At 45.1% G+C, this 16505-nt stretch carries 19 protein-coding genes and 1 other RNA gene; 10 read left to right on the top strand and 10 right to left on the bottom strand.

Annotated features, from left to right (window positions below; all coding sequences use genetic code 11):
- Positions 1–734 (bottom strand): MBL fold metallo-hydrolase (locus tag RWM02_RS06510; RefSeq protein WP_314070304.1); only part of this gene is annotated, 734 nt, incomplete at its 3' end.
- On the bottom strand, positions 682–1545 hold the full coding sequence (gene rsmA, locus RWM02_RS06515) for a 16S rRNA (adenine(1518)-N(6)/adenine(1519)-N(6))-dimethyltransferase RsmA (protein ID WP_314070307.1): 864 nt from the start codon (positions 1543–1545) through the stop codon (positions 682–684). The genes RWM02_RS06510 and rsmA, both read right to left, overlap by 53 nt.
- A gap of 103 nt (positions 1546–1648) precedes the next feature.
- Here rsmA and hisF point away from each other — a divergent pair, with 103 nt between their 5' ends.
- Genes hisF through RWM02_RS06535 form a run of 5 tightly spaced genes read left to right on the top strand, consistent with a single transcriptional unit; the run spans position 1649 to position 4588 of the window.
- Entirely contained in the window at positions 1649–2404 is a 756-nt protein-coding gene (hisF, locus tag RWM02_RS06520; protein WP_314070309.1) for an imidazole glycerol phosphate synthase subunit HisF, read from the top strand.
- Positions 2405–2441: 37 nt separating this feature from the next.
- On the top strand, positions 2442–3107 hold the full coding sequence (locus tag RWM02_RS06525) for a purine-nucleoside phosphorylase (protein WP_314070312.1): 666 nt from the start codon (positions 2442–2444) through the stop codon (positions 3105–3107).
- Positions 3104–4195: a dual-specificity RNA methyltransferase RlmN gene (gene rlmN / locus RWM02_RS06530; RefSeq protein ID WP_314070314.1), complete on the top strand. Its 1092-nt coding sequence runs from the start codon at positions 3104–3106 to the stop codon at positions 4193–4195. Before RWM02_RS06525 ends, rlmN begins: the two co-directional genes overlap by 4 nt.
- A complete protein-coding gene (gene bcsF / locus RWM02_RS10615) occupies positions 4192–4296 on the top strand; it encodes a cellulose biosynthesis protein BcsF (RefSeq protein ID WP_390887743.1) in 105 nt (34 codons plus the stop codon). The genes rlmN and bcsF overlap by 4 nt, the downstream gene beginning before the upstream one ends.
- Positions 4277–4588 (top strand): hypothetical protein, encoded by a 312-nt coding sequence (locus tag RWM02_RS06535; RefSeq protein ID WP_232037832.1) that lies wholly within the window; start codon positions 4277–4279, stop codon positions 4586–4588. The genes bcsF and RWM02_RS06535 overlap by 20 nt, the downstream gene beginning before the upstream one ends.
- A gap of 69 nt (positions 4589–4657) precedes the next feature.
- Here the strand turns inward: RWM02_RS06535 and RWM02_RS06540 are convergent, their stop codons facing one another.
- The gene (locus tag RWM02_RS06540; RefSeq protein WP_122862268.1) at positions 4658–5251 is read right to left on the bottom strand and encodes a hypothetical protein; all 594 of its coding nucleotides are present in this window, start codon (positions 5249–5251) and stop codon (positions 4658–4660) included.
- Between the two features lie 10 nt (positions 5252–5261).
- Entirely contained in the window at positions 5262–6170 is a 909-nt protein-coding gene (locus tag RWM02_RS06545) for a pseudouridine synthase family protein (protein ID WP_314070319.1), read from the bottom strand.
- A gap of 124 nt (positions 6171–6294) precedes the next feature.
- On the opposite strand from RWM02_RS06545, the gene purB reads away from it, so the two are divergent.
- The gene (purB, locus tag RWM02_RS06550; RefSeq protein ID WP_314070321.1) at positions 6295–7638 is read left to right on the top strand and encodes an adenylosuccinate lyase; all 1344 of its coding nucleotides are present in this window, start codon (positions 6295–6297) and stop codon (positions 7636–7638) included.
- Positions 7638–10013, top strand: a complete 2376-nt coding sequence (locus RWM02_RS06555; protein WP_314070323.1) for a ribonucleoside-diphosphate reductase subunit alpha — start codon at positions 7638–7640, stop codon at positions 10011–10013. The genes purB and RWM02_RS06555 overlap by 1 nt, the downstream gene beginning before the upstream one ends.
- 269 nt (positions 10014–10282) lie before the next feature.
- On the opposite strand, the gene tpx is transcribed toward RWM02_RS06555, so the two are convergent.
- Complete coding sequence (gene tpx / locus RWM02_RS06560; protein ID WP_122862272.1) at positions 10283–10807, bottom strand: thiol peroxidase; 525 nt, start codon at positions 10805–10807, stop codon at positions 10283–10285.
- Positions 10808–10955: 148 nt separating this feature from the next.
- On the opposite strand from tpx, the gene nrdD reads away from it, so the two are divergent.
- Together nrdD and RWM02_RS06570 are read left to right on the top strand one after the other, a co-directional pair.
- Positions 10956–11117 (top strand): anaerobic ribonucleoside-triphosphate reductase, encoded by a 162-nt coding sequence (gene nrdD / locus RWM02_RS06565; RefSeq protein ID WP_004321737.1) that lies wholly within the window; start codon positions 10956–10958, stop codon positions 11115–11117.
- A gap of 17 nt (positions 11118–11134) precedes the next feature.
- Positions 11135–11821, top strand: a complete 687-nt coding sequence (locus tag RWM02_RS06570; protein ID WP_314070327.1) for an anaerobic ribonucleoside-triphosphate reductase activating protein — start codon at positions 11135–11137, stop codon at positions 11819–11821.
- A 40-nt stretch (positions 11822–11861) separates the two neighbouring features.
- Here the strand turns inward: RWM02_RS06570 and RWM02_RS06575 are convergent, their stop codons facing one another.
- Both RWM02_RS06575 and RWM02_RS06580 read right to left on the bottom strand, forming a co-directional pair.
- Entirely contained in the window at positions 11862–12479 is a 618-nt protein-coding gene (locus RWM02_RS06575; protein WP_314070330.1) for a DUF5625 family protein, read from the bottom strand.
- 100 nt (positions 12480–12579) lie between these two features.
- On the bottom strand, positions 12580–13014 hold the full coding sequence (locus RWM02_RS06580) for a hypothetical protein (protein WP_122863124.1): 435 nt from the start codon (positions 13012–13014) through the stop codon (positions 12580–12582).
- A gap of 53 nt (positions 13015–13067) precedes the next feature.
- On the opposite strand from RWM02_RS06580, the gene ffs reads away from it, so the two are divergent.
- Positions 13068–13165, top strand: an RNA gene (ffs, locus tag RWM02_RS06585) — signal recognition particle sRNA small type.
- A gap of 4 nt (positions 13166–13169) precedes the next feature.
- On the opposite strand, the gene RWM02_RS06590 is transcribed toward ffs, so the two are convergent.
- Genes RWM02_RS06590 through RWM02_RS06600 form a run of 3 tightly spaced genes read right to left on the bottom strand, consistent with a single transcriptional unit; the run spans position 13170 to position 16504 of the window.
- The gene (locus RWM02_RS06590) at positions 13170–14399 is read right to left on the bottom strand and encodes an HD domain-containing protein (RefSeq protein WP_314070333.1); all 1230 of its coding nucleotides are present in this window, start codon (positions 14397–14399) and stop codon (positions 13170–13172) included.
- On the bottom strand, positions 14396–15103 hold the full coding sequence (queF, locus tag RWM02_RS06595) for a preQ(1) synthase (RefSeq protein ID WP_122862276.1): 708 nt from the start codon (positions 15101–15103) through the stop codon (positions 14396–14398). The genes RWM02_RS06590 and queF overlap by 4 nt, the downstream gene beginning before the upstream one ends.
- Before the next feature lie 9 nt (positions 15104–15112).
- Positions 15113–16504, bottom strand: coding sequence for an EAL domain-containing protein (locus RWM02_RS06600; protein ID WP_314070339.1), 1392 nt, complete (start codon positions 16502–16504; stop codon positions 15113–15115).
- Position 16505: the final 1 nt, after the last annotated feature.

Below are 16505 nucleotides of genomic sequence, written 5' to 3' on the forward strand. Positions count from 1 at the left end.
GGAAATTTAAACTCTTTATAAAAGTAGGGCACCGCGCCGATATGATCCTCGTGTGCGTGCGTGATGACGACGCCTTTTATCTTATCTTTTATCTTGCGCACGTAGTCAAAGTCGGGGATCAGGATATCCACGCCGTGCATGCTCTCGCTAGGAAAGCTCATGCCGATATCCACGATGATCGCGCTCGTGTCGGTCTCAAATATCGTCATATTTCCGCCGATTTCGCCTAGTCCGCCAAGAGGCGTGATGCGGATCCTATGATCGGTCGAGTTTAGGTATTTCATCGGTTCGAGGCGTAGTTCGTGGACGGCTTTGTTCGCTTCCATAGACGCGGCGATATCTTGCTGCCACTGCTCGTTTCCGTTTAGTTTGGCAGGTAAATTTTTCTTCGGCTTTCTCTGTTTTTTAGGCTTAGCTTCGGCTGTTTGATTTTCGGCGTTAGCGGCTTGCTTGTTAGCGTTTTTATTTTCGCTTTGCGCGCTATTTTGAGAGTTTTGTTTGTTGTTTTTACTGCGATTTTTTTTGCCGTTTTGTTTGTTAGCGTTAGGCTGTTCGCCGCCGTCAAAAGGCTCTAAAAAGAAATTATCTATCACACTTTGGCTGGCTTTTTGCTCGCCATTTTGCGCGTTTTGGTCCAAATTTTCTTGTTTATTTTTATTTCTCGGGCGAAATCTGCGCTTTTTATTGCTCTTGCCCTGAGAAACCACCGCTTTTTCTTCGTTCTTGTCGTTCATTATCTTCCTTTAAATTTTTAAATACTTCTAGATAAAGATCGACATTTAGCTCGTGCGGACGGATATTTGCGCTCAAATTTAGCAGGCTAAAAATTCGCTCGAGTTCAGACTTCTCGTAGCTTGAACTCAAATTTTTCATCAGCGTTTTTCTAGGCGCGCTAAAGGCGATTTTGAGGTAAGTTTTAAATTTTTCGTATTCAAATTTACTCTCAAATACACCGGTTTCGCCTATTAAATTTTTACTTTTTTGCAGTTTTATAACCGAGGAAGTCACCTTCGGCGGCGGGTTAAAGCAGCTCGCATCCACGTCAAAAAGCAGCTCGCAGCTACCTTGAAGCGAAGCCAAAATCGCCAAAGAGCTAAAATCTCTATCGCCGCTTTTTGCGCTAAATTTGAGCGCGACTTCCTTTTGTATCATCACGACCAGGCCGCGACATTTCTCGTCTTCGATTGCATTTAGGATCATCTTCGTAGCGACGTAATAGGGCAGGTTTGCCGCTAAAAAATACGGCTCATCGCTTAGGCCGTCTTCGCTCCATTGATCCAGCGCGTCTTTGCAAAAAAGTTTCAATCGTCCGTTTTGAATTTCGTTTGCGAATTTTTTCTGCAGCAGCGCAAAAAGCTCGGTATCTATCTCATAGCTAGTTACGCCGCAAATCCGCAAAATTCTAAATGTCAAATCACCTAAGCCAGGCCCAATTTCAACGATATTTTGCGTATCTTTGGGAATCGCTTGGATGATTTTGTTTAGCGTCGCTTCGTCGTGTAAAAAATTTTGCCCGAAGTATTTTTTTGCTTTAATATTTTCCATTTTTTTCCTAAATTTCGCCGATTTTACCCAAAAATATCTTATGTAATGATTAGATAAGTCAAATTTAGCTAAAATAAAGCCAAATTTTAGCTAAAGAAGAGCGATGAATCATTTTGCAAAACGCATAATCCCGTGCCTAGACGTCAAAGACGGACGCGTGGTAAAAGGCGTAAATTTCGTAGGTCTCGTGGATGCGGGCGATCCGGTCGAGATAGCCAAGCGCTACAACGAGGAGGGCGCGGACGAGCTGTGCTTCCTCGATATCACGGCGTCGCACCTTGAGCGCGATACGATCGTGGACGTCGTAGAGCGGGTCGCGCGCGAGCTTTTTATCCCGCTGACCGTGGGCGGCGGCATACGCACGATCGACGATATCTCGCGCCTGCTAAACGTCGGCTGCGACAAAATCAGCCTCAACTCAGCTGCGATAAAAAATCCAAATTTGATAGACGAAGCGGCGAATAAATTCGGCTCGCAATGCGTCGTAGTTGCGATCGACGCGAAGAAAACGGACGAGGGCTATAGCGTGTTTATAAACGGCGGCAGGCTAGATACCGGCAAAGACGCTCTAGCGTGGGCAAAAGAAGCGCAAGAGCGCGGTGCGGGCGAAATTTTACTCACATCGATGGACTGCGACGGCGTTAAAAACGGCTTTGAGTTAAATTTGACGCGTATTTTTAGCGAGCTTGGTATCCCCGTCATCGCAAGCGGCGGCGCGGGCAAAATGGAGCACTTTAAAGATGCGTTTTTAGCGGGTGCGGACGCGTGCTTGGCAGCCTCTATCTTTCACTTTAGAGAAATTGAGATAAAGGCACTTAAGACATATTTGCGGGAGCAAGGTATCGAGGTTAGGCTGTGAAATTTAAACTCAAATTTAGTGCACAAAAGGGTGTGGCATGATTATTTCAGCCGGACGAAATGAAGTATTTGCATTCGCTCTACCTATGGGCGTGGGACTAGTGGATATGAGCATAAATTTGACGGCGCTTTTGCAAAAGCGAGCTATGGTTGATGGTTGCGGCAGATACGGGCAAAATTTGACGACTAGCCGGCAACTTGACGAGAGGCTAAATTTGATAGATTCGCCTATTTTGCAAAGCGCAAAAACTTCACAAAATCCGGATAAAATTTTAAACGCACTGCCGAGCGAAATCATTTTTGTAGGCTCGGCAGGACTTTACAAAGATGGCGAAGTTCTTGAAATTTACGAAAGCTCGGCCGCGGCAAACATCGAAATTTCAGGCCTTGAAAACAAGAGCTATTCACCTATAGAGAGTGAAATCGCTTCTGTTGTTCCACGTGGAACATACAAGGTTAATTCATCAAATTTCATCACGACCGATCAAAATTTGGCTCACAAGCTTTTCAATCGCGGATATTTTTTAGAAAATATGGAGTTTTTTGCCGTCCTTAAAGTTGCGCAAAAATTTCAAATCCCGGCTTATGGTATATTTGTAGCGACGAATTTTTGCGATAAAAACGCGCATGCCGATTTTATAAAAAACCACGAGCAAGCCAAAAGAGAGCTCGAAAAATATTTAAAACAAAAGGAAATCATTTGAAAAATTTGCTTGATTTTACATTAGACGAGCTAAAAGAACAGCTCTCGCCGCCGTTTCGCGCAAAGCAAATTTTCGAGTGGCTATACAAAAAAAACGCAACGAGTTTTGACGAGATGCTAAATTTGCCGAAGGATTTGCGCGCAAATTTGGCGCAGGAGTTTTACCTCGACCCGTTAAAATGCGTCAAATTTGAGCAGAGCAGCGACGGCTCGATCAAGTATCTTTTCGAGCTCAAAGATGGACTACGGATAGAAAGCGTGTTGCTGCCGATGAAAGAGGAGCTCAGCGATGAAAACGGCGAGGTGGCGCGCCACGCTCGTTATACGATCTGCGTTAGTTCGCAGGTTGGCTGCCGCATGGGCTGTTCGTTTTGCCTAACGGGTAAGAGCGGACTAACGAGAAACCTAACGCCGGGCGAGATCGTAGGGCAAATTTTGTGGATAAAAAGAGAAAATAAAATCCCCTACGAACGCCGCGTAAACGTCGTATATATGGGTATGGGCGAGCCTCTGGATAACCTAGAAAACGTTAGTAAGGCTATAAAAATTTTAAAAGAAAACGACGGGTTAGCTATCGCTCCGCGCCGCCAGACCGTTAGCACGAGCGGGCTAGGTAGCCAGATAAAAAAGCTCGGCGAGATGGATCTGGGCGTGTTGCTAGCGATATCTTTGCACGCCGTTACTAACGAGCTTCGCAGCAAACTGATGCCGATAAATAACGCCTACAAAATCGAGTCCGTTATGGAGGCTGTGAGGGGCTTTCCGATAGATATGCGCAAGCGAGTGATGTTTGAATATCTCGTCATAAAAGACATGAATGACGGTATAAAAGACGCTAAAAAGCTCATTTCGCTGCTGCACGGCATCAAGGCGAAGGTAAATTTGATCTACTTTAATCCGCACGAAGGCAGCGAATACGGACGCCCGAACACGGCCGATATGGAGGCATTTCAGACGTACCTACGCGATCACGGCGTGACCTGCACCATCAGGCAAAGCAAGGGCCTTGACATCAGCGCGGCGTGCGGTCAGCTAAAAGAGCGCGACAATCAAACAAGCGGCAAAACGATAGCCAAGACGGCAAAATGACGCTACTTGATATATGCCAGATAGTTTTTGTCTGCGTTGTGGTTTTTATAGGGCTCGGTCTAATCATAAAGACGGCTTTTTATGACGAACGAAACCGATGATATAGCATTTTTAAGAGAGCAAATAGACAGAAATAACGACGACTCGTTTTTCGTTTTGCTCTATGATTTTTGCTATTTCGATAAGAAAGTTTTTAAGAAAATCCTAAAAATTTGCCTAGAAACCGAGATAAAAGATAAAAATTTGCGTGCCGAAATTTTGGATATTTTACACTTTACGACCTATCTGATGCTCTATCATCGCGACAAAAAAGATGCGTATAAGATAAAAAATTTCAAAAAAGTAGAAGAAAAATTCGGAGATTATTTTTCAAACTATAAGGCAAATCAGTAGAAAATTTATAACACAATAGCGCTAAAAGTAAAACCCTAGATTTTATTAATTGTGGTTAAATTTTATTTTTTAATAAACATACAACACTCCGTCACCGTAGCTAAATTTATTCTGCCACCTTACGCTATCGCCCACAAATGTAATTGGGTTATAAGCCTCCCGGAGCTTTGGTACATTATGCTTCCAGCCGCAAGGAAGATAGCCTAAAATTAATATTTTTAGCAAATTTGTATTGAAATCAATGCGGAAATTCGGGCAAATTTTACGTATGCCGTACTCTTGAAACGCACGCAGAACAATCGGAAACACCGAATAATCATAAGTTTCAGCCGGCAAGCCGCACGCCCGGATATCTTGGATCAAATGATCTTTTTTAACCGATAAAATCTCCCTAGCCGCGCCTGCGAGCTCATCCATCAGCGAGTATTGCCGTAAAATTTGATCGCTAAAACGACAAATTTCGGCAAATATATCAAGGTCGATATTGTTCCATTCGTTTGATTTTAACAGCTTTGGTAGCTGCTCAAATTTTACAAATTTAACGCTAAACGGAGCGAAAATTTTATCGGCGTCTAACGAGTGCTTGCCAACGCTTTTAAACCAATTTTGCGTATTTAGTCCGCTTTCAAATTCTGATTTTAACTGCTTGATATCTAACTTCATTGCTTATCTTTTACTTTGACTTTACGAGGTTATAAAACTCGTTTCTAGCGTCAAATTTGGATTTTATTTTGTACTCTACGCCGTCAAATTTAAAGCAAATTTCATCCGAATGCAGCAGTAACCTCGGCGCGCCTGTTATCAAAATTCGCTCGCTTTCGCTCATCTCTTTATCTAAAATTTTTTCGATTTGTGGTCGCGAGAGACCATAGAGCGGTTCGCCTAAAATCTTATGTTCCACGTGGAACAAATGCAAACGAATTTGATGTTGTCTGCCCGTGAGAGGTACGGCTCGCACCAGAGTCGCATCAATATCAGCAAAATACTCTATCGGCGAAATCTCTGTCACAGCGCTTTTACCGTCCTCGCAAATTCGCATTCGCATTTTTACGTCGTCGTAGTCGTTTGCTAGATCCATATTTGCTTCGATACGCAAATTTTCGCTTATCTTTCCCTGCGCGAGCGCGACGTAGCTCTTATAAACCTGCCGATTTTCAAAAAGTTTTTTCAAATTTACGACCGCTTTTTTGTCTTTACCCACGACGATGAGTCCGCTCGTTTCGCAGTCTAGACGATGTGCGACTGACGCTTCGCGATCGTAGAGTGACCAAATTTCATCGTTTAACGAGTACTCGCAATGTCTACCGTTTGGGTGACTGAGCACGCCGCTAGGTTTATCAAAAACCGCAAATTTATTGCACTCAAAAATCGGCTTTAGCCCGCGCGGATTCGTCTCATACTCTATCAGACAAATTTCGCCGCTTAGCAAGGCATTTTTCTCGCTGACGACCATGCTGTCGCAGATGAGTCTACCTTTGTCAATTAGGCGCTGGGCTTCGCGCATTTTATAGCCGTTTTGCAGCAAAATTTCATACGCTTTTTGCCCTTCGGCATGCGCGATAAATTTATGAATATAAGGCAATTTTCACTCTTTAAATCTAAAATTTAAGGGCAAATTTAGCGGATACTAACCGCGATTTCAGCCCAGTTTTTATATAATCTTTTCTTAAAAAATTATACAAAAATTCACATAAAAAAGGCTAAAAATGGTAGAGAGATATTCGCGCGAACAGATGGCGCAAAAGTGGAATACGCAGGCAAAATACGGCGCATGGCTGGAGGTCGAAAGGGCTGCGGTCAAGGCATGGAATAAGCTAGGCTTCATCGGCGATGCGGACTGCGAGAAAATTTGCAAAAACGCAAAATTTGACGTCACGCGCATCGACGAGATCGAAAAGACGACCAAGCACGACGTGATCGCGTTTCTAACGAGCGTGAGCGAGAGTCTGGGCGACGAGAGCCGCTTCGTGCACTACGGCATGACTAGCTCAGATTGCATCGACACCGCCGTCGCGCTTCAGATCAAAAGCAGCATGGAGCTCATCATAGAGGACGTAAAAAGCCTAATGAGCGCGATCAAAACCAGAGCACAGGAGCACAAAAACACGATGATGGTCGGCCGCAGCCACGGCATCCACGGCGAGCCGATCACCTTCGGACTAGTTCTTGCGGTCTGGTACGACGAGGTCGCGCGCGCGCTAAAGCTACTGCAAGACGCCAAAGAGGTCGCCGCCTACGGCAAACTAAGCGGCGCGATGGGAAATTTCGCTCACGCACCGCTCGAGTTTGAGGAGCTAACCTGCGAGCAGCTCGGTCTAAAGCCCGCTCCAGCGTCAAATCAGGTCATCCAGCGCGATCGCTACGCCCACGTCATCAGCGCGATCGCCGTCCTGGCCGCCACCTGCGAAAAGATCGCCGTCGCCGTGCGCCACTTCCAAAGGACGGAAGTTTACGAGGCAGAGGAGTACTTTAGCCCCGGTCAAAAAGGCTCTAGCGCGATGCCGCACAAGCGCAATCCCGTGCTTAGCGAAAACATCACCGGCCTTTGCAGGATGCTGCGCTCATACGTGACGCCTGCGCTCGAAAACGTCGCACTCTGGCATGAACGCGATATTAGTCACAGCTCGGTCGAGCGATTTATCCTACCCGACGCCTTCATCACGGCTGATTTCATGCTCGCGCGCATTACGAATTTGATCGCAAATTTGGTAGTTTATCCGGAAAATATGATGAAAAATCTAAATTTGACCGGCGGGCTCGTCTTTTCTCAGCGCGTGCTTCTGCAGCTTCCACAACGCGGGATCTCTCGCGAGGACGCATATAAGATCGTGCAGCGCAACGCGATGAAGGTCTGGGCGGATCTACAAGAGGGCAAAAAAGCGATAAACGAAAACGGAGAGAGCCTATTTTTACAAAATTTGCTCGCCGACGAGGAGCTACGCGCAAGCCTGGGCGAAGCAGAGATAAAAGAGTGCTTTGATTATGCGTATTATGCCAGGCACGTGGACGGGATATTTAAAAGAGTATTCGGAAAGCAGGGCGAAATTTAATGAAAGTACTCAAACGAAACGGACGTACGGAAGAGCTTGACGTAAGCAAGATCAAAAAATACACGAGCGAGGCGGTCGCTGGGCTGGCAAACGTGAGCCTAAGCGAGCTTGAGGTGGATGCAAAAATTCAATTTCGCGATATGATAACGACCGAGGAGATACAACAAACCCTCATAAAAACAGCCGTCGAAAAGATCGACATCGACCGCCCGAACTGGACCTTCGTAGCGGCGAGGCTATTTCTGTACGACCTTTATCACAAGGTCACGGGCTTTAGCGGCTACAACCACCTACGCGACTATCTGCAAAAAGGCGAAAAAGCGGGCCGTATCATACCTGGACTAAAAGAAAAATACGACCTGGACGATCTAAATGACTACATAAGGCCCGAGCGCGACTTGCAGTTTGCATATCTAGGCATCAAGACGCTATACGACCGCTACCTGATCAAAGACCGCAGCGGCGCGCCGATCGAGCTTCCGCAGCAGATGTTTATGGCGATCGCAATGTTCCTCGCGCAAAACGAGCTAGACTGCCAAGGCTGGGCGAAGAAATTTTACGACCTCATATCTAAATTTGAAGTCATGCTCGCCACTCCGACGCTCTCAAACGCCCGCACGACGCGCCATCAGCTGAGCTCCTGCTACGTGGGAAGTACGCCCGATAATATCGAGGGAATTTTTGATAGCTACAAAGAGATGGCCTTACTAAGCAAATTTGGCGGCGGTATCGGCTGGGACTGGTGCAAGGTGCGCGCTATGGGCGGTAGCATCGACGGACATAAAAACGCAGCCGGCGGCATCATCCCGTTCCTAAAAGTAACCAACGACATCGCCGTCGCCGTCGATCAGCTAGGCACGAGAAAGGGCGCGATAGCCGTCTACGTCGAGCCGTGGCACATGGACGTGAGCGACTTCCTGGATCTGCGCAAAAACTCGGGCGAAGAGCGCCGCAGAGCGCACGAGCTATTCCCTGCGCTTTGGATAAACGACCTTTTCATGAAACGCGTAAAAGAAAACGCGCGCTGGAGCCTATTTGACCCCGCAGAGGTCGCCGATCTGTGCGATCTATACGGCGATGAGTTCGAGGCTCGCTATATAACATACGAAAACGACGAAAAGATCCAAAAAAACGTCGTCATGGCAAAAGAACTGTGGAAGAAAATTTTAACTAGCTATTTTGAATCGGGCATGCCGTTTTTGTGCTTTAAAGATAACGCAAACAAAGCCAATCCAAACGACCACGACGGCATAATCAGAAGCTCAAATTTATGCACCGAAATTTTCCAAAATACGCAACCAAACTATTACAAGATCAAGATCACGTTTGATAACGGCTCCGAGCGGCTATTTGACGAGGAAGAAGACGTCACCGTCGATAGCGGCATAACCAAAAAAGCCAAAAAGCTAAGCGCGCTAGATAGCATCGGCGGCGAGCAAATTTTCATCGTTGAAAAAGAAAGCGTCGAGGGCAAAACCGCCGTATGCAACCTCGCGAGTATAAATTTAAGCAAAATCAACAAAAAAGAGGACATCGAGCGCGTCGTGCCGATCGCCGTACGCATGCTAGACAACGTCATCGATCTAAATTTCTACCCGCACAAAAAGGTCAAACACACTAACCTAGCCTCCCGCTCGATCGGCCTTGGCGTCATGGGCGAGGCGCAGATGCTAGCCGAACGGGGTGTGAAATGGGGCAGCTACGAGCACCTAGCGCTAATCGATAGCGTGATGGAAAATATCAGCTACAACGCCATCTACGCCAGCTCAAATTTGGCGGTAGAAAAGGGCGTGTATCCGCTTTTTGAAGGCTCGAAGTGGAGTAGGGGAGTGATGCCTATCGACACGGCAAACGCAAACGCCAAAGCGCTTCTAAACGACAGAGGCGGGCTATTTGACGAGAATGCCTGCGACTGGGGCAAACTGCGCGAAAAGGTCAAAAAAGACGGTATGCGAAACGGCTATCTGATGGCGATCGCGCCGACGTCGAGCATCAGCATACTCGTAGGCACCACACAGACGATCGAGCCCGTGTATAAGCGCAAGTGGTTCGAGCACAACCTAAGCGGTATGATACCAAACGTCGTGCCAAATCTCAGCCCTGAGACGTGGCAGTTCTACACGCCTGCTTATGAGCTAGATCAGCGCGTGCTCGTGCGTGCCGGCGCCATCCGCCAAAAGTGGATCGACCAAGGACAGAGCCTAAATATTTTCATGAGTCTAGACAAGGCTAGCGGCGGATATCTAAGCGAAATTTACACGCTTGCGTGGGAGCTGGGACTAAAATCTACCTACTATCTACGCTCCGAAAGCCCTGATAGCGAGAAGCTAAACAACGTCGCCGATCGCTCGATCGAGTGTGAGGGGTGTCAGTAAAATTTAGACCAAATTTTACTGGCGAGTGCTTAAATTTGCTTGGATTTTTGGCAAATTTAAGCACGACTCGCTTTTACTGCATTTAAATTTACCTAACTTTTGCGCTGCTAAATCACAAGCACAAGCAAAGACGATTTTAATTTATGGATATGAGTTAAAATTTGAGACAAAAACTATCGCTATATTAAAAGATGAGAAGTAAATTTAAGCGTAAAAAATTAATAATTTATGCAGAAAAGACCGCTCTCGCGGCCTTTAAATGTAGCGGCTTACATGCACCCGCAGCCGCAACCTCCGCTTGATTTTATCGCGTCAAACACCGCGTCGTAGTTTGGCTCGTCCGTGATCTCAGGGACGATTTGTTTGTGGATGATAACGCCGTCTTTGATGACGAAAACGGCTCTGGCTAAAAGCCCAGCAAGCGGCCCTTCGCCGATGATTACGCCGTATTTTTCGCCGAACTCTTTAGCTCTAAAATCGCTGCCGACTTTTAAATTTTTGATACCCTCCGTGGAGCAAAATCTACCCATCGCAAACGGCAGATCCATCGAGATCACGCTTAGCTTGATCGCCGCTTTGGCTGCCATTTTTTCGTTAAATTTACGCGTTTCCGTCGCGCAAACGCCCGTATCTAGCGACGGAACGGCGACTAATATCTCGATGCCGTTGTTGCCGCCGACCTTAAACTCGCCTAGATCTTGTCCGACAAGTGCTACTTCGGGCGCATATGAGCCCACGAATACCTCTTCGCCTTTTAGCGCGATATCCGCGCCGTGAAATTTGACTTTCGTCATGTTTTTCCTTTGTTTTAAATTTAATCGTAACTCGGATATTACCATACTTTTAACAACGGCTGAAAAACAAAAGCATGCAGCGGAATTTAAGACGCTAGTTATCTACAAAGTGCTATACTATTTGACATCAATTATCAAGGAGTGACAAATGAGCGACAAAGAAATCCTAGCTTCGCTTGAGGCAAAGCGCACGAAATGCGTCGTTTACACCCGCGTGATGGGCTACCACCGCCCTGTAGAGAGCTTTAACCTCGGCAAAAAAGGCGAGCACAAAGAGCGCGTAAAATTTTGCGAACCAAAATCCCGCTAAACACCTGCGAGTAAAACGTGAAAGACGCTGATTTTCCGCTTTACTCGCTCACCCCATTTACGACCCTCGACTACCCCGACAAAACGGCCTGTATAGCGTGGTTTGCGGGCTGCAACATGCGCTGCGCCTACTGCTACAACGTTCCTATCGTCACGGGCGCCGGACAGATTAGCTGCGTAGAGTTTATCAAGTTTTTAGACAAGCGCAAAGGTAAGCTTAGCGGCGTGGTTTTTAGCGGCGGCGAATGCACGCTTAGCCCGGCATTTTTGCCGCTAGCTCGCGAAGTAAAGTCGCGCGGCTTTTCGCTCAAAGTCGATACTAACGGCTCAAATTTGACCGCGATTGGGCAGGCTATTTCGCTAAATTTGATCGACTACATCGCGCTTGATTTTAAAGCGACGAAGGAAAAATTTCTCAAGGTTGCGGGCTCAAATTTGTATAAAAACTTCTTGCAAACGCTTGAGTTTTTGTTGCAAACCGACTTTAAATTTGAGGTTAGAACTACGGTGCATGCGGACTTGCTAAACGAGGCCGATATCTCTGCCATGAGCGAAATTTTGTACGAGCACGGATATAGAGGCGTTTACTATCTACAAAATTTCCTCGACACGGGCGAAAATTTCGGAAATTTGACGCAGGCGAAGTCTAAATTTGATCCAAATTTGATCCATTCAAATTTAGAAATAGGACTTAGGAATTTTTAGTAAATTTAGTCAAATTTGACGTGCAAAATCTCTCAAATCATCATTTCCAGTTGTGATATCTGCTAATTTTAATAAACGTCATGATCTTTTTTAGCTCAGGCGCGTCGCTTACAGCCTGTACTTTTACGCTATATTCGCCTTTTTCGAGCTCTGCGCGGAGCAAAACTTTATCGTGCGCAAAGCCTCCGTTTGGCGCGCTGTACCATGAAGTCGCGCCGTATTTTGACAGATCAAAGCTTTCGGTTATGGCACTTAAATTTTGTTTTAGTTCGTTCGCCTCGCCGCCTTTTACGTAGCTTATTTTGCGGTTTTGTAGAGATTTGAGCATAACTTTTAGTAATATTTTTTCGCCCGTGCAGGCCTCTTTTTCCTCTTCGCTCGTGCCAATGGGCTCAGGGACGCCTTGCGTCGTATAACCGTAGTAGCCGGCTAGCTTAGCAGCTGTAGTTTTCTGGCAAAACCACTTCGTAAACTCGTCGCTGCCGTATCCCGGGAAGACCTCCTCGCTGAGCTTTTCTTCCTCTTTTTGCGTTTGCGGATCTTGCGCGTAGATGAAACTTATCTCGTAGATACCGGCCTTTTTAACGGTAAAATTTATATCGGTCGCGCTGCCGGCCTCCGACATATCGACCTCTTTGTAAATGCCGTCATTAAGCACATCTTCGGCAAAAAAATCAGATACGCAATAAAAAGCCGTATAAAAAACGCCGCAAAAAAGCAGCAAAAATAGGCAAAATTTGACCTTAAAATTTGAAGTTTTATCTATTTGGCGCGTAGGTTTTTACCTCGTATAACAAGAAATCATACACGCGCTGCTGCACTAGACCTTCGTATTCGTCGGCGTCTATGAGCCTGCGCAGGTGCTCAAAGTCGATCTTTAGCGCGTAGTTTTTGTTCGCTCTGATGGCCTGGTCGATCGCCAAGAGCAAGCTATCAAGCGTCATAGGGTCTTTGCGTTTGATACGGGAGACGTATTCTTTGGTGGTTTCTATAAGTACGCGTTTGCGGTTCTCGTCGCCGCCGTAAATTTCGCTCGAGATATCGTATAAATTTTCAAAATCGTCCTCTTCGGGATTGAGTTTGGCCGAGATGATAGCCGCAAAGACCTTCGCACGAAACTCCAGCGAGCGGTGGTGATAGACCAAAAACTCCCTAAACAACGACAAAAATTTACATTTTATATCAAATCCCATGTTGCCGCCTAAAATATATTTAAGTAAAATTTGAGTAAAATCGCTCTTGCCCTTTCTTAGACCTGTGCAATGTCTTTTCTAGGCACCGCTTCAGGGTGGGAACACAGCAGAGCACTTAGGCTAGGCGTGTGCCGCAGTCATCTGAGAGAGGGTTTTTAAACCTGCAAAAGCGAAAAATGCTCCTTAAAATCATCGCAAACTTTTAAAAAATTCACTCCGTCCAAGCTCTGATTTTTCTGAAAAAATTTATCCATATTATTAAAGCCTTCGGTTAGTTCGTTTGACTTTACGCCGTAGCTGATCGAGATCCCCGCCTCGAAAAACGCCGCGAGTTTATCGCAAAATTTAAGAGCTTTTCCATCTATGGCGTTAAATTTATCCTCATTTACGTTTTCCATCGTACCCTCGTGATGCAAAGGCTTTTTCTCACAGATCCTGTTTTCAAACTCGTTTTTGATAAATTTGCCGCCTTCCATACGGATGCCCAGGATATAGCTAAACTCGTCTCTAAAATTTTCAGGTACAAAAGGCAAAATTTTCTCGTCTATCAGGCGCATTTCGTATTCGCTGATTATCTCGTTTAGCCCTTCGATACCGTATTTTACGGGGCTGATTATATCGCGCGTTAGCGACTCTGGCAGATCGTGAAAGAGCGCGCAAAAGAAGTTATTTTCTAGCCTTGATTTGCAGGCCTTAACCTCAAGCGAATAAAAATAACTCAAAATCGCCACGACTAACATGTGACCAAGCACTGCCGTTTCAGGGATGCGCGGCGTCTGCGCCCAGCGCTTTTGAAAGCGCAGTCTGCCGGCTAGATCGACTAGCTTAGCTAGCTTTTGATTCATCACGATTTTGCGCACGCCTATTAGCTCGTAGTAATCCTCCAGCTCCTCCTCCACGCGCGCTTTTAGCTCGTCTATGTCGCTTAAAAATTTGCTCGTTTGATAAACGATCGAAAACTCCCAGCGCGTTGCTAGGTAGCTAGAAGCCTTTAGGATCAGGCGCTCTTTGGCGTGAGCTTTGTCTTTGTGCGTGAGATAGCGGCGCATCCGCTCTAAAAATTTACCGCCCTCGACGTCTTTTACAAGCCCTTCTAGGATCGTTAGGACCCAGGCGTTGATTTGCTCGTTTTTGGTTTTTTGCATCTGATGAAACACGTCCGGGCGTATATCCGTAACCACGACGCGCGCGAGAAACTCGAAAATACCAGCCTCGATGATGTAGTTCATATCGGCATTATGCTCGAGTTTTGCGATAAAATACGCGATGATAAATTTATGCGCTTGCTTATCAAGCTCGACTAAATTCGTCATCTTCGGATAGTCGTTCCAGCGCGAGATGGACGCGGCTTTAAAGATGTGCTCGATCAGCTGCGCGCTTATCATTTATCTTCCGATGATTTTTTCACGACGCGAGCGCGCTTTTCGCCGGCAAATTCAGGCTTTTTAAAGCCTTCTTTACTGCCCGTTCTTCGCGGTTTATCGTCAAATTTATCTTTACTCGCACGAGGTTTTCTATCGCCGGTTTTTGTATCTCTTCTATCGGCTCCGAAACTCTTACCGCGAGAGCCGTCTTTGCTAAATTTAGACTCGCGTCCGCCGTAACCGCCTCTATCGAAACTTCGATCGCTATCTCGCGTAAATTTCTCAAATTTAGACGATTCAAAGCTTTGTTCTTGCGTTTTTTTGATTATCTCGTCCGAGCAAATTTCGATCACCGTATGGACGTTGCCTCGCGGGTTAAAGTCGCCTGTGATCTTCATCCATTTTGGCGCCAGTTTTCGCTCTAAAACTTCGTAAATTTCATTTATGCTATCTTCATGGCTGATGTTTCGCGTCATGAAGCTATTGACGTAGAGTTTGATCGCCTTTAGCTCGACGACGAATTTAGCAGGCACGTACTCAAGATATATCGTCGCAAAGTCTGGATACCCAGAGCGCGGGCATAAGCAACAAAACTCCGGCAGCGTGATCTTGATCTTATAGTCGCGCTCGTGCTTGTTTTCCCAGATTTCCAGGTCTTTTTCTACGTCAAATTCGTTTATTATTTTCTCGCCGTATTTTGGCTCTACGACCTCATTTTCTTGCATTTTTTTCCTTTAAATTTCTTTTGGCTTCTCTATGAAAAAGCCCTGCGCGAAGTCGGTCTGATAACGCTCCGCGATGTTGTAAAACTCGTCGTCCTCCACAAATCTCACGATAGATTTTACGCCTACTCTTTTTGCGGTCAAATTTAGATTTTCAAACAGCGTTTTAAATTTGTCGTTTTTGATATTTTTGTTAAATTCGATGTCGTAAATAACAAAATCTATCGGCAAATATTTAAAATATTCAAAGCCCGCGTTGTTACCGCCGAATTTATTAAGCGCAAAGCGAAAACCAAGGTTTTTATACTCCGTCAAAATTTCTCTAAATCTATTTATCTCATCATAAACTAGCTTCTCGCTAAACTCGAAAATAACGCGATTTGGATCGATTTTACCTAGCTGCACGAACTCTTTTATAAAATTAGTAAATTTTAAATTTCTAATCGAAACCGACGAAATTTCAATCACGATCGGATCTTCGTCTTTAAATTTAAGCTCGGATAGCTTTTTGATAACGTTTATGTCAAAAAGCACCTCATAGCCGTTTTTATTCGCGATATTTTGCACCTTTGCTTTTGAGACGAGCCCTTGTTTATCGGTATAGACTTTTACGATGATATTTTTTAAATTTTGCCCGAAGCGAAGGCTTTTTACGAGCTGAGTTTGGAAGATAAATCTTTGCATATCGATGCAGTTACAGACGTCTTTTTCAAGATCGTCGGTAATATCTACTTTATCCTCGTTATCGCTCTCGTTTAGCTTTTGGATGAGATATGAGACCGAGTTTTTGAGGCTTGCGGAGTGATTTATGTCGATAGCGTCAAATTTGATCTTTAGCTCGATATTATAGATTCCGTCGCTTAAAATGCTCTTTTCAAAAACGTTTAAAAGGTGGATGAGCTCGGTACTTTTACTCTCGCAAAATATTAGAAAATACTCATTTGAATATCTACCGATGAGAGTGTTTTTAGACACTTTTTCGTTTAGAAATTTCTCCAGCCGCTCGACTAGTCGTTTTAGCAAAATATCGGTGCTAACAAAGCTGTAACGTTCGTTTAGATCGTTTAAATTTTCGATCTTTAGTATTAGCATATTGCCGCCGCTTTTGCCTTTAAATTTGAAGGCTTGCTTTGATAAAAGTCTTAAAATTTCATCTCTATTATAGGCTTTTGTTACTTGATCAAGTACGCTTGTTTTAAAGCTCTGATAAATTTTATAAGCCGTAAAATAAACCTGACACAAAACCAAAATCGCAATCAAAATAATATCGTCGGTACCAAAATCTATATCGTCTTTTTTAATAAAAATATACACCAAAATGATAATGGTTAAGATAAAAATCGAGGACACCTCGAGCGCGGTTTTAAACCTGTTTGATCGTTCTTTTAGTTCTGATTTTAGCATT

Origin of the sequence: Campylobacter showae (genome assembly GCF_963515975.1) — a bacterium.
Classification (GTDB): Bacteria; Campylobacterota; Campylobacteria; order Campylobacterales; family Campylobacteraceae; genus Campylobacter_A; species Campylobacter_A showae_F.